The organism is Oharaeibacter diazotrophicus (assembly GCF_004362745.1).
Lineage (GTDB): Bacteria > Pseudomonadota > Alphaproteobacteria > Rhizobiales > Pleomorphomonadaceae > Oharaeibacter > Oharaeibacter diazotrophicus.
Genome location: NZ_SNXY01000010.1, coordinates 170,072 through 182,126, shown reverse-complemented (window position 1 = coordinate 182,126; position 12,055 = coordinate 170,072). Strand labels below are relative to the sequence as shown.

Here is a 12,055-nt window from a genome sequence, read left to right as displayed (position 1 = left end):
GCGCCGCGACGGCATCACGGCCGCGGGTCAGGCCGCGGCGGCGAGGATCTTGGCGAGCGCCTTGGCCGCGAGCGGATGGAGGCCCTCGCCGCCGGCGGCGACGTGGGCGTCGATCTGCGCGCGCATGCGCGGATCCCAGAAGGCGACGATGTGGTCGGCGATCTGCGGCACGGCGCGGTCCTCGCCCTGGGCCGCGAAGGCGAGCGCGATCTGGTTGGCCATCATCACGAGACGGTCAGGCGACGACATCGACGGTCCTCTGCGGGTATCCGGCGCCGGCGACTCGGATGCGGTCGGGGCGCGTGAAGATCTCGAAGCCGTCGTCACGGGCGACGGCGACGAGGGTGATGCCGGCGGCTCCCGCGGTGCGGATCGCCAGCGTGGTGGGCGCGGAGACGGCGATCAGCACCGGCGCGCCGAGAGCGGCGGTCTTCTGCACCATCTCCACGGAGACACGGCTGGTGACGACCACCGCCGCGGCCGGTGCCAGCCGACCGGCCCGGGCGGCGGCGCCGACGAGCTTGTCGAGCGCGTTGTGGCGGCCGACGTCCTCGCGCAGCGCGATCAGGCCGTCGCGGCGCGACCACAGCGCCGCCGCGTGGGTCGCGCGGGTCTCGCGGCCGAGGGTCTGCGCCGCCGCGACCGCCTTCAGCGCGGCGGCGACGTCGGCGGGCTCGAGCGCGAGGTCGGTATCGACCACGGCGACCGGCGCGACCGCGGCCGCGAGGCTGTCGACGCCGCAGAGACCGCAACCGGTCGGGCCTGCGATGGCGCGGCGGCGGGCGGCGAGGTCGCCGGCGAGGCCGGGCGCCAGCCAGATCCGGACTTCGACGCCGTCGGCCTGCGGCACGACCTCGACCTCGCGGACGGCGTCGGCGGTCGCGACGATGCGTTCGGTGAGGGAGAAGCCGACCGCGAAATCCTCGAGGTCGTCCGGCGTCGCCATCATCACGGCCGTGGTCGCGCCGTCGTGGACGAGCGCGACCGCCACCTCGGCCGGCACGAAGCGCTCCTGCGGGCGCACCGAGCCGACCGCGGCGACCTTCAGGCCGGTGCGGCGCTCGGCGCGCGGGAGCGAGGCCACCGCGGCCGGGCCGGACGCCGGCGGGCGTCCGTCGTGGTCGGCCGCGGTCATCGGCCTCACTCCGCGGCTTCGGCCGCGATCCGGCGCGAGCGCCGGGAGAACTCGTCGTAGCTCTCCTGGTAGGTCGTCGGGCCGTTCGAAGGCGCGACCTGGACCGCCGTCACCTTGTACTCCGGGCAGTTGGTGGCCCAGTCGGAGTAGTCGGTGGTGATGACGTTGGCCTGGGTCAGCGGATGGTGGAAGGTGGTGTAGACCACGCCGGGGGCGACCCGGTCGGTGACGAGCGCGCGCAGCGCCGTCTCGCCGGCCCGGCTCTGGATCCGGACCCAGTCGCCGTCCTTGACGCCGCGCTGCTCGGCGTCGTGCGGATGGATCTCCAGCCGGTCCTCCTCGTGCCAGAGCACGTTGTCGGTGCGTCGGGTCTGGGCGCCGACGTTGTACTGGCTGAGGATGCGGCCGGTGGTCAGGATCAGCGGGAAGCGGGCGCCGGTGCGCTCGTCGGTCGGCACGTACTCCGTCAGCACGAAGTGGCCGCGGCCGCGGACGAAGCGGTCGACGTGCATGATCGGCGAACCCTCGGGGTGGTCGTCGTTGCAGGGCCACTGCACCGAGCCCATCCGCTCGAGGAGGTCGTAGGTGACGTTGGCGAAGCTCGGCGTCAGCGCCGCGATCTCGTCCATGATCTCGGAGGGATGGCGGTAGCTCCAACCGAGGCCGAGGGCGTTGGCGATCGCCTGGGTGATCTCCCAGTCGGCGAAGCCGTTCTTCGGCGTCATCACCTTGCGCACGCGCTGGATGCGGCGCTCGGCGTTGGTGAAGGTGCCGTCCTTCTCGAGGAAGGTCGAGCCGGGCAGGAAGACGTGGGCGTAGTTGGCGGTCTCGTTCAGGAACAGGTCCTGGACGACCACGCACTCCATCGCGGCGAGGCCGGCGGCGACGTGGTGGGTGTTGGGGTCGGACTGCAGGATGTCCTCGCCCTGGATGTAGATCGCCTTGAAGCTGCCGTCGACGGCGGCGTCGAGCATGTTGTTGATGCGCAGGCCCGGCTCGCTGTCGAGCGGGCGGCCCCACATCGTCTCGAACATCTCGCGGGTGGCGTCGTCGGAGACGTGGCGGTAGCCGCTGAGCTCGTGCGGGAACGAGCCCATGTCGCAGGCGCCCTGCACGTTGTTCTGACCGCGCAGCGGATTCACGCCGACGCCGCGGCGGCCGATGTTGCCGGTGGCCATGGCGAGGTTGGCGATCGCCATCACCGTGGTCGAGCCCTGGCTGTGCTCGGTGACGCCGAGGCCGTAGTAGATCGCCGCGTTGCCGCCGGTGGCGTAGAGCCGGGCGGCCGCGCGCAGGTCAGCCGCCGGAACGCCGGTGTGGATCGAGGTCGCCTCGGGCGAATGGCGCGGGTCGGCGACGAAGGCGGCCCACTCGGCGTATTCGGCGACGTCGCAGCGCTCGCGCACGAAGGCCTCGTTCGCGAGCCCCTCGGTGACGATCACGTGGGCCATCGCGGTGAGCACGGCGACGTTGGTGCCGGGCTGGAGCGCGAGGTGGTGCGCGGCGGCGACGTGCGGGGTGCGCACGAGGTCGATCCGGCGCGGGTCGACCACGATCAGCTTGGCGCCCTCGCGCAGCCGCCGCTTCATGCGGCTGCCGAACACCGGATGGCCGTCGGTCGGGTTGGCGCCGATGACGAGGATGACGTCGCTGTCGTCGACGCTGTCGAAGTCCTGGGTGCCGGCCGAGGTGCCGAAGGTGGTCTTGAGGCCGTAGCCGGTCGGCGAATGGCAGACGCGGGCGCAGGTGTCGACGTTGTTGGTGCCGAAGCCGGCGCGGATCAGCTTCTGGACGAGGAAGGTCTCCTCGTTGGTGCAGCGCGACGAGGTGATGCCGCCGACCGAGCGGCGGCCGTAGGTCGACTGGATCCGCGCGAACTCGGAGGCGACGCGGCCGAGCGCCTCCTCCCAGGTGGTCTCGCGCCAGGGATCGGAGATCTTGTCGCGCACCATCGGCTTCAGGATGCGGTCGCGGTGGGAGGCGTAGCCCCAGGCGAAACGGCCCTTGACGCAGGAATGGCCGTGGTTGGCCTTGCCGTCCTTCCACGGCACCATGCGCACCAGTTCCTCGCCGCGCATCTCGGCCTTGAAGGTGCAGCCGACGCCGCAATAGGCGCAGGTGGTGATCTCCGAGTGCTCGGGCTGGCCGATCTCGATCACCTTCTTCTCGGTGAGGGTCGCGGTCGGGCAGGCCTGGACGCAGGCGCCGCAGCTGACGCACTCGGACTCGAGGAAGGCCTCGCTCATGCCCGGCGAGACGCGGCTGTCGAAGCCGCGGCCGGCGATCGTCAGCGCGAAGGTGCCCTGGACCTCCTCGCAGGCGCGGACGCAGCGGTTGCAGACGATGCACTTCGAGGGGTCGTAGGTGAAGTACGGATTGGACTCGTCCTTCGGCATCCACTCGAAGTTGGCGGCGCCGTCGGCGGTGCGCGCCTTGACGTGGTTGGCGCCGTCGTAGCCGTAGCGGACCTCGCGCAGGCCGACCGCGCCGGCCATGTCCTGCAGCTCGCAGTCGCCGTTGGCGGCGCAGGTCAGGCAGTCGAGCGGGTGGTCGGAGATGTAGAGCTCCATCACGCCCTTGCGGATCGTCTTCAGGCGATCCGTCTGGGTGTGCACGACCATGCCCGGCGCGACCGGCGTGGTGCAGGAGGCCGGCGTGCCGGCGCGGCCCTCGATCTCGACGAGGCAGAGCCGGCAGGAGCCGAAGGCGTCGAGCGTGTCGGTGGCGCAGAGCTTGGGGATCTGCGTCCCCATCTCCATGGCGGCGCGCATCACCGAGGTGCCCTCGGGCACCGTCACGGAGACGCCGTCGATCACCAGGGTCACGGTCTTCTCGGCCTTGGAGGCCGGGGTGCCGAAGTCGATTTCCTTGATCAGCATCGGTGCCTCCTCACTCGGCCGCGACGAGGCGCGGGGAGCGGTGGAAGTCCTCGGGGAAGTGGTTCAGCGCGCTCGTCACCGGATATGGGGTGAACCCGCCGAGCGCACAGAGCGAACCGAGCTTCATGGTGTTGGAGAGGTCGCGCACGATCGCGAGGTTCTTCTCGACCTCGATGCCGGCGATGACCTTGTCGATCGTCTCCTTGCCGCGGGTCGAGCCGATGCGGCAGGGCGTGCACTTGCCGCAGCTCTCGATCGCGCAGAACTCGAAGGCGAAGCGGGCCTGGCGGGCCATGTCGGCGGTGTCGTCGAAGACGACGATGCCGCCGTGGCCGATCAGGCCGTCGCGGGCGGCGAAGGCCTCGTAGTCGAACGGGGTGTCGAACAGGGCGCGCGGGAAATAGGCGCCGAGCGGGCCGCCGACCTGCACCGCCTTGACCGGACGGCCGGAGAAGGTGCCGCCGCCGATGTCGTCGACGAGCACGCCGAGCGAGACGCCGAAGGCGGTCTCGAACAGGCCGCCGTGCCTGACGTTGCCGGCGAGCTGGATCGGCATGGTGCCGCGCGAGCGGCCCATGCCGTAGTCGGCGTAGGCCTTGGCGCCCTCGGCGAGCACGAAGGGCACGGTGGCGAGCGACAGCACGTTGTTGATGACGGTCGGCTTGCCGAACAGACCCTTGTGCGCCGGCAGCGGCGGCTTGGCGCGGACGAGGCCGCGCTTGCCTTCCAGGCTCTCGAGCAGCGAGGTCTCCTCGCCGCAGACGTAGGCGCCGGCGCCGGAGCGGACGAAGAGATCGAAGGCGCGGCCCGAGCCGGCGACGTCGGTGCCGAGCAGGCCGGCGCGGCGGGCGACCGCGATCGCCTCGTTCATCGCCGCGATGGCGAGCGGATATTCCGAGCGGCAATAGACGTAGCCGCGGGTCGCCCCGACGGCGAGGCCGGCGATCGTCATGCCTTCGACGAGCACGAAGGGATCGCCCTCCATGATCATGCGGTCGGCGAAGGTGCCGCTGTCGCCCTCGTCGGCGTTGCAGACGATGTACTTCTGCGCCCCGGCGGCGTCGTGGACGGTCTTCCACTTGATGCCGGTCGGAAAGCCGGCGCCGCCGCGGCCGCGCAGACCGGAGGCGGTGACCTCGGCGACGATGTCGAGCGGGGCCATGCCGATGGCGCGCTCGAGACCCTTGTAGCCGCCGTGGGCGCGGTAGTCGTCGAGCGAGACCGGGTCGGTAACGCCGCAGCGGGCGAAGGTGAGCCGGGTCTGGCGGCGCAGCCAGTCGAGGCTCGACGTCGGGCCGAGGGCGAGCGGATGATGGGCGCCGGTCACGGCGGTCAGGAGGCCGGCGTCGATCAGCGACGGCACGTCGGCCGGGCCGACCGGGCCGTAGGCGTGACGGACGCCGTGGAAGGCGACCTCGACCATCGGCTCCAGCCAGAGCATGCCGTGCGAGCCGTTGCGGACGATCGCGACGTCGATGCCGCGGGCCTCGGCGGCGGCACGGATCGCGGCCGCGACCGCGTCGGCGCCGCAGGCGACGGCGGCGCTGTCGCGGGGAACGTAGACGGTGACGGTCATCGCTCGACCTCCGTGGCGATGGCGTCGATCGCGGCGGCGTCGAGCCGGCCGACGAGGCGGCCGTCGACCATCGCGGACGGCGCGGTGGCGCACAGGCCGAGGCAGTAGATCGGCTCGAGGGTGACGGCGCCGTCGGCCGAGGTCTCGCCCATGGCGACGCCGAGGCGGCGCTCGGCGTGGGCGATCAGATCGTCGCAGCCCATCGACTGGCAGGCCTCGGCCCGGCACAGCTTGACCACGTGGCGGCCGGCCGGGGCGTGGCGGAAGTCGTGGTAGAAGGTCACGACGCCGTGGACCTCGGCGCGCGTGAGGTTGAGCTCCTGGGCGATCACGGGGACGGCGGCCTCGGGCACGAAGCCGAAGGCCTCCTGGAGGGCGTGCAGGATCGGCAGCAGCGGCCCCTCCAGGCCGGCGAAATCGGAGACGAGTTCACGCGTCCGCTCGACGCTGAACGATTCATGGCGCGACAATCTGGTCCTCCCGGATCCTCGGACGGCCGAAGATGCGCCCCCGCGGGGGCGGGATCAATAAAGCGGATTCGTCCGTCGATAGGGTTTCTCTATCGATCCGGCGGAATTGGTGCTCGAAATTTAACTGTCGAGGCGAAATGTCGCTTTCGTTCAAGCCGCGCCCGGACGCGCCGCGGCGGCCGGATCGGGCGCCGGATCGGCGTGCCGACGCGCCTCGGCGATCAGCGCGGCGACCAGCGGCGCCTGCGGCTCGCGGCGGGTGGTGACGAGGCCGATGGCGTGCGAGACGGTCGGCTCGGTGATCGGGATCGCCTGCATCAGGCCGGAGCGGTCCATGCTCTCGGCGAAGCGGGCCGGCATGATCGAGGCGAACCGGCCGGTGCGCACGTGGGTGTGCAGCACGATCATCGAGTTGCTCTCGATCCGCGGCGCCACCGCGGCGCCGGCCTGACCGAGGTGGCGCTCGACGAGGCGGCGGTGCTGCATGTCGGGCGTCAGCAGGCAGAGCGGCATCGCCCCGGCCTCGGCCCACGACACGCTGGCGCGGTCGGCGAGCGGGCCGCCGGGTGCGACCAGCAGCGAATAGCGCTCCTCGTAGAGCGGCACCGCGGCGAAGCGGGCGGCGACGCCGGCGTCGAGGTAGGTGATGCCGGCCTCGACCTCGAAATCCTCGATGCTCTTCAGGATCTGGTCGGACGTCATCGACAGCACGGTGAACCCGACCCGCTCGTGGCGGCCGCAGATCGGGCCGGTGATCTCGGCGACGAAGGGCAGCGCGGTCGGGATCACGGCGAGGCGCAGCGTGCCGGTCAGGCCCTGGCGCAGCGCCGCGACCTCCTGGCGCATCGTGCGCGCGTCGGTGACGAGGCGGCGCGACCACTCGAGGATGCGCTCGCCCTCGGGCGTGAAGCCCTGGAAGCGGCTGCCGCGCACCACGATCATCACGCCGAACTGCTCCTCGAGGCTCTTCACCGCCGAGGACAGCGTCGGCTGGGTGACGCCGGCCGCCTCGGCGGCGCGGCCGAAGTGACGCTCGCGCGCGAGGTTGAGCAGGAGTTCGAGCTTGTCGAGCATGGACCGGACCTTACGGCGCCGCGGGCCGGCCGGTCAAACCGCGGGCGGCCACGGATGGCGACGGACGCCACCGACGGATCCGGCACCGACGCGGCTTGCCGGGCCGGCGCGGGCGCGTATAGCGTTCGGCCGGGGCGCGCGAGATGCCGGCGAACGGCACGGTCGACGGACCGGGAGGACTGGAGATGACGATGAAGAAGACGGTGTGGGCGCTCGCGGTCGGCAGCGCCCTTTCGGCGTTGCCGGCGTGGGCCGGGGAAATCCAAGTGGCGGTGGTCGGCCCGATGACCGGCCAGCTCGCGGCGATCGGCGACCAGTTCCGCAACGGCGCCCAGGCCGCCGTCGACGCCATCAACGCCGCCGGCGGCGTCAATGGCGACACGCTGAAGCTCCTGGTCGAGGACGACCAGTGCGATCCCAAGCAGGCGGTGTCGGTGGCGAACCGCCTCGTCGGCGAGGGCGTGCTGTTCGTCGACGGCCACGCCTGCTCGGGCGCCTCGATCCCGGCCTCGGCGGTCTACGCGGAGAACGGCGTGGTGATGATGTCGCCGGCCTCCTCCAACCCGGCGCTCACCGACGAGGCGGCGGCCAAGGGCTGGACCACGATCATGCGGCTCTACACCCGCGACGACGCCCAGGGCGAGTTCCTCGGGCCGTGGCTGGCCGAGCGCTACAAGGACAAGAAGATCTTCGTCCTGCACGACAAGTCGCCCTACGGCCAAGGCCTCGCCACGGCGGTCAAGGACAGCTTCGAGAAGGCCGGCGGCAAGACCATCGGCTTCGAGGGCATCAACCCCGGCGAGAAGGACTACAACGCCCTCGTCATCAAGCTGAAGGACCTCGCCCCCGACCTCGTCTACTTCGGCGGCTACCATCCGGAGGCCGGCCTGATCCTGCGCCAGGCCGCCGACCAGGGCTTCAAGCTGAACCTGATGATGGGCGATTCGATCGCCAGCCCCGAGTTCTGGGCGGTCGCCGGTCCCGCCGGCGAGGGCACCATGTTCACCTTCCCGGCCGATCCGCAGCAGCGCCCCGAGGCGGCCGCGGCCGTCGAGGCGATCAAGGCCAAGGGCTTCCAGCCCGAGGGCTTCACCCTGTTCGCCTACGCCACCATCCAGGCCTTCGCGGCCGGCATCGAGCGCGCCGGCACCGCCGCCGACGGCACCGCGGTCGCCGCGGCGCTGAAGGACGGCAAGCCGGTCGACACCATCATCGGGCCGGTCACCTTCGACCAGAAGGGCGACATCGTCGGCGCCAAGTACGACATCAACGTCTGGCACGACGGCAAGTACGCCAAGATGAACTGAACGCGGCCGCTGCTCCGGCACCCCCCGACCGGGGGTGCCGGACTTCCCACCGTGTGACGAAACGCACATCGGTGCGGGCCGCGGCGGGGCAAGGGTCCTCCCACCGGAGCGGCGGCGGCGTGGCGCCGTCGCCCTCCGCCGACAGGAGATGAGACCCATGACCGCCGCCCGCGCCCTCGCCCACGCCTTCACCGCGCTCACCGCCCCGGCCTGGGGCAACGCCGACCTTTCCTCGGAGACCCGCCGCACCGCCGGCTTCTACCGCGCCGCGAACTTCCTGCCGTTCGTGCGGGTCGTCGCCGACGCCCCGCGCCTCGGCGCCCTCGCCGCCTGACCCGCGCCGTCCCGCTACTCGCGCCGGAGCGCCTCGATCGGATCAAGGCGCGCGGCGCGGCGGGCCGGGAAATAGCCGAAGACGATGCCCACCATGGCCGAGAACAGGAAGGCGAGCGCCACCGTGGTCGGATCGACGGTGAAGGGCGCGCCGAGCGCCGTCACCGCGGCGTAGCCGAGCGCGAGGCCGACCAGGATCCCGATCAGGCCGCCGAACAGCGACAGCACCAGCGCCTCGACCAGGAACTGGGCGAGCACTTGGCGCTCCTCGGCGCCGATGGCGAGGCGGATGCCGATCTCGCGGGTGCGCTCGGTGACCGACACCAGCATGATGTTCATGATGCCGATGCCGCCGACCAGCAGGCTGACCGCGGCCACCGCGCCGAGCAGGCCGGTCAGCACCGTGGTGGTCGCCGTCATGGTCTGGACGATCTGGCGCATGTCGCGCACCGAGAAGTCGTCGGATCGGCCGGGCAGGATGCCGCGGCGCTCGCGCAGGATCCGCTCGACGCCGCGCTGGACCTTGGCGGTGTCGACGCCGTCCGCCGCCGAGATCAGGATGGTGCCGACCGTGGTGTTGCCCTGGATCCGGCGCTGGAAGGCGCGGATCGGCATTAGCACGACGTCGTCGCGGTCGGTGCCCATGGTCGACTGGCCCTTGGCCTCCAGCACGCCGATCACCGGGCAGGACACAGCACCGACGCGGATGGTGTCGCCGACCGGGTCCTTGCGCCCGAACAGGTCCGCCCGGACGGTCTCGCCGACGATGCAGACCGGCCGGCCCGCCCGGATCTCGCCGTCGGTGAAGTTGCGCCCCGAGGCGAGCTTCCAGTCCTGGATGACGAGATAGGCGGCGTCGGTGCCGGAGACCGCGGTGGAGCGGCTCCGGGATCCGGCCACCACCACCGCGGAGGTCTGCGACTGCGACGTCGCCGCGCGCACGCCCGGGACCTGGCGGGCGATCGCGTCGACGTCCTTCAGCGTGAAGGAGCGTGCCTGCGAGCTCGGCGCGCCCGGCCCCTCCTGTCCCGGCCGGGCGAACAGCATGTTGTTGCCGAGGCTGGAGAGTTCGCGGGTGATCTGCACCGTGGCGCCGTTGCCGGCGGTGACCATGGCGATCACCGCGGCGACGCCGATGACGATGCCGAGCACGGTCAGGAAGGAGCGCACCGCGTTGCGGCGGATCGCGAGCACCGCGAGCTTGATCGTCTCCGTCAGCATCGCGGCGCCCCCGCGAGGTCGTCGGCGTCGACGCGGCCGTCCTTGAAACGGATGGTGCGGCCGGCGTAGGCGGCGACGTCCGGCTCGTGGGTGACCATGATCACCGTGATGCCGCGCTCGGCGTTGAGTTCGGTCAGGAGATCCATCACCGCCTCGCTGGTGCGGGTGTCGAGATTGCCGGTCGGCTCGTCGGCGAGCAGCACCATCGGATCGGTGACGATGGCGCGGGCGATCGCGACGCGCTGCTGCTGGCCGCCCGAGAGCTGCGACGGCAGGTGGTGGCCGCGCCCCTCGAGGCCGACGCGGGCGAGCGCCTCCGCGGCAAGCGCGCGCCGGCGCGCCGGCGGCACGCCGCGGTAGACCAACGGCAGTTCGACGTTCTCGAGCGCGGTGGTGCGCGGCAGGAGGTTGAAACCCTGGAAGACGAAGCCGAGGAAGTTCCGGCGCAGGATGGTGCGGGCGTGGCGCCCGAGGCCGCCGACCGGCACGCCGTCGAACAGGTATTCGCCGGCCGTCGGGGTGTCGAGGCAGCCGATCACGTTCATCGCCGTGCTCTTGCCCGAGCCGGACGGTCCCATGATCGCGACGAAGGAGCCGGCGGCGACGGCGAGATCGACGCCGGCGAGCGCCCGGACCTCGGCGTCGCCGACGCCGTAGCGGCGCTCGACGCCGCGGAACTCGACGATGGGGCGGGCGGCGGACACGGCGGTCATTTCGACGTCGTCGCGTCGACGACCACCGGATCGCCCGCCGCCACGGCGCCGCGCACCACCGTCTTCTGACCGTCGCTGCCGCCGAGCTCGACGGGCACCGCGGTCGGCACGCCGTCGCGGAGGAGGTAGAGCGTGCGGCCGTCCTGGTCGGTGCGGGTCGGGCCGGGGCGCGGCGGGCGCGGCAGGATGCGCGACAACAGGCTGCCGCCGCTCGTCGTCGCGACCGGATCGGGCGCCCAGCGCAGCGCCTCGGCGGGCACGAGCAGCGCGTCGGCGTCGCGCTCGACCTCGATCTCGGCGGTGGCGGTCATGCCCGGGCGGAGCGCGAGGTCGGCGTTGTCGACGTCGAGCACGGCCTTGTAGGTGACGACGCCCTGGGTGGTCTCGGAGGCGTAGCGGATCGAGCGGATCCGCGCCGGGAAGCTGCGGCCGGGATAGGCGTCGACGGTGAAGGTCGCCGGCTGGCCCTCGGCGACGCGGCCGACGTCGGCCTCGTCGACGTCGACGCCGAGCTGCATCCGCTTCAGGTCCTCGGCGAGGGTGAACAGCACCGGCGCCTGCAGCGAGGCGGCGACGGTCTGGCCCGGTTCGACCGCGCGGGTCAGCACGACGCCGTCGATCGGCGACAGGATCGAGGCCTTGGTGAGGTTGGTGCGGGCGACGGCGAGGTCGGCCGCGGCGACCTCGACCTGCGCTTCCGCGCTGGTCATGGCGGCGAGCGCGCGGTCGTGGTCGGCGCGAGCGCTGTCGACCTCCTGGTCGGTGACGACGCGGCGGGCGAGCAGGGTGACCTTGCGGTCGAGTGCGCCCTTCTTCTCGGCGATGGTGGCGCGGGCCTCGGCGACGCCGGCGCGAGCGGCGGCGAGCTTGGCCTCGGCGGCCGTCACCTCGACGGCGAGCCGGTCGGTGTCGAGTTCGGCGATCGTGCCGCCCTTGCGGACGGGGTCGTTGTAGTCGACCAGCACGCGGCGCACGGTGCCCGACTGCTCGCTCGACACCTCGACCGTGTTGGTCGGCTCGAGCGTGCCGGTGGCCGTGACGGTGACGACCAGCCCGCCGCGTTCGATCGGCCGCGTGGCGTAGACCGTGGTCGGCTCCGAGCGTCCCTCCCACCAGACGAGGCCGCCGGCACCGAGGGCCAGGATCACGACGATCCAGACGAGCCGCGAGACGAGCCGCCGGCGGCGCGCGGCGCGGTCGGCGCCGGCGAGGACGTCGGCGACGGCACGGCCGGTGTCGGGTGGAGTGGCGAGCGGGGCGTGCATGCGGCGGGCTCCGGAGTGGACCGGCGCGGCGCCGGCCCCGCACGGTCATAGCCGCCGGAGCCGGTGGGCGCGTGCATCCAAT

The 12,055-nt window shown here is 72.2% G+C and carries 11 protein-coding genes; 2 read left to right on the top strand and 9 right to left on the bottom strand.

What is annotated here, in order from left to right:
* Nucleotides 1-27: 27 nt before the first annotated feature.
* From EDD54_RS18490 to EDD54_RS18465, 6 genes are all read right to left on the bottom strand, one after another.
* The gene (locus EDD54_RS18490; RefSeq protein WP_126539318.1) at nucleotides 28-249 is read right to left on the bottom strand and encodes a formate dehydrogenase subunit delta; all 222 of its coding nucleotides are present in this window, start codon (nucleotides 247-249) and stop codon (nucleotides 28-30) included.
* On the bottom strand, nucleotides 236-1,135 hold the full coding sequence (gene fdhD / locus EDD54_RS18485; RefSeq protein ID WP_126539320.1) for a formate dehydrogenase accessory sulfurtransferase FdhD: 900 nt from the start codon (nucleotides 1,133-1,135) through the stop codon (nucleotides 236-238). Before fdhD ends, EDD54_RS18490 begins: the two co-directional genes overlap by 14 nt.
* 5 nt (nucleotides 1,136-1,140) lie before the next feature.
* Entirely contained in the window at nucleotides 1,141-4,014 is a 2,874-nt protein-coding gene (fdhF, locus tag EDD54_RS18480) for a formate dehydrogenase subunit alpha (RefSeq protein ID WP_126539322.1), read from the bottom strand.
* 10 nt (nucleotides 4,015-4,024) lie between these two features.
* A complete protein-coding gene (locus EDD54_RS18475) occupies nucleotides 4,025-5,590 on the bottom strand; it encodes an NADH-ubiquinone oxidoreductase-F iron-sulfur binding region domain-containing protein (RefSeq protein ID WP_126539324.1) in 1,566 nt (521 codons plus the stop codon).
* Nucleotides 5,587-6,060 (bottom strand): formate dehydrogenase subunit gamma, encoded by a 474-nt coding sequence (locus EDD54_RS18470; protein ID WP_126539326.1) that lies wholly within the window; start codon nucleotides 6,058-6,060, stop codon nucleotides 5,587-5,589. The genes EDD54_RS18475 and EDD54_RS18470 overlap by 4 nt, the downstream gene beginning before the upstream one ends.
* Before the next feature lie 150 nt (nucleotides 6,061-6,210).
* Nucleotides 6,211-7,134 (bottom strand): LysR family transcriptional regulator, encoded by a 924-nt coding sequence (locus EDD54_RS18465; protein WP_126539328.1) that lies wholly within the window; start codon nucleotides 7,132-7,134, stop codon nucleotides 6,211-6,213.
* Between the two features lie 185 nt (nucleotides 7,135-7,319).
* On the opposite strand from EDD54_RS18465, the gene EDD54_RS18460 reads away from it, so the two are divergent.
* Together EDD54_RS18460 and EDD54_RS23100 are read left to right on the top strand one after the other, a co-directional pair.
* Nucleotides 7,320-8,441, top strand: a complete 1,122-nt coding sequence (locus tag EDD54_RS18460) for a branched-chain amino acid ABC transporter substrate-binding protein (RefSeq protein ID WP_425375005.1) — start codon at nucleotides 7,320-7,322, stop codon at nucleotides 8,439-8,441.
* A gap of 157 nt (nucleotides 8,442-8,598) precedes the next feature.
* Entirely contained in the window at nucleotides 8,599-8,775 is a 177-nt protein-coding gene (locus tag EDD54_RS23100) for a hypothetical protein (protein WP_165644471.1), read from the top strand.
* Nucleotides 8,776-8,789: 14 nt separating this feature from the next.
* Here EDD54_RS23100 and EDD54_RS18455 read toward each other — a convergent pair whose 3' ends face one another.
* From EDD54_RS18455 to EDD54_RS18445, 3 genes are read right to left on the bottom strand one after another with little or no spacing between them, the layout of a single operon-like run.
* The gene (locus EDD54_RS18455) at nucleotides 8,790-9,995 is read right to left on the bottom strand and encodes an ABC transporter permease (RefSeq protein ID WP_126539330.1); all 1,206 of its coding nucleotides are present in this window, start codon (nucleotides 9,993-9,995) and stop codon (nucleotides 8,790-8,792) included.
* Nucleotides 9,989-10,708: an ABC transporter ATP-binding protein gene (locus EDD54_RS18450; RefSeq protein ID WP_126539332.1), complete on the bottom strand. Its 720-nt coding sequence runs from the start codon at nucleotides 10,706-10,708 to the stop codon at nucleotides 9,989-9,991. The genes EDD54_RS18455 and EDD54_RS18450 overlap by 7 nt, the downstream gene beginning before the upstream one ends.
* Entirely contained in the window at nucleotides 10,705-11,973 is a 1,269-nt protein-coding gene (locus EDD54_RS18445; RefSeq protein ID WP_126539334.1) for an efflux RND transporter periplasmic adaptor subunit, read from the bottom strand. The genes EDD54_RS18450 and EDD54_RS18445 overlap by 4 nt, the downstream gene beginning before the upstream one ends.
* Nucleotides 11,974-12,055 lie beyond the last annotated feature (82 nt).

Excerpts from the sequence above, each read along its gene's own strand:
- EDD54_RS18490 (WP_126539318.1), bottom strand. The coding sequence starts at position 249 with ATGTCGTCGCCTGACCGTCTCGTGATGATGGCCAACCAGATCGCGCTC.
- fdhD (WP_126539320.1), bottom strand. The coding sequence starts at position 1,135 with ATGACCGCGGCCGACCACGACGGACGCCCGCCGGCGTCCGGCCCGGCC.
- fdhF (WP_126539322.1), bottom strand. The coding sequence starts at position 4,014 with ATGCTGATCAAGGAAATCGACTTCGGCACCCCGGCCTCCAAGGCCGAG.
- EDD54_RS18475 (WP_126539324.1), bottom strand. The coding sequence starts at position 5,590 with ATGACCGTCACCGTCTACGTTCCCCGCGACAGCGCCGCCGTCGCCTGC.
- EDD54_RS18465 (WP_126539328.1), bottom strand. The coding sequence starts at position 7,134 with ATGCTCGACAAGCTCGAACTCCTGCTCAACCTCGCGCGCGAGCGTCAC.
- EDD54_RS18460 (WP_425375005.1), top strand. The coding sequence starts at position 7,320 with ATGACGATGAAGAAGACGGTGTGGGCGCTCGCGGTCGGCAGCGCCCTT.
- EDD54_RS23100 (WP_165644471.1), top strand. The coding sequence starts at position 8,599 with ATGACCGCCGCCCGCGCCCTCGCCCACGCCTTCACCGCGCTCACCGCC.
- EDD54_RS18455 (WP_126539330.1), bottom strand. The coding sequence starts at position 9,995 with ATGCTGACGGAGACGATCAAGCTCGCGGTGCTCGCGATCCGCCGCAAC.
- EDD54_RS18450 (WP_126539332.1), bottom strand. The coding sequence starts at position 10,708 with ATGACCGCCGTGTCCGCCGCCCGCCCCATCGTCGAGTTCCGCGGCGTC.
- EDD54_RS18445 (WP_126539334.1), bottom strand. The coding sequence starts at position 11,973 with ATGCACGCCCCGCTCGCCACTCCACCCGACACCGGCCGTGCCGTCGCC.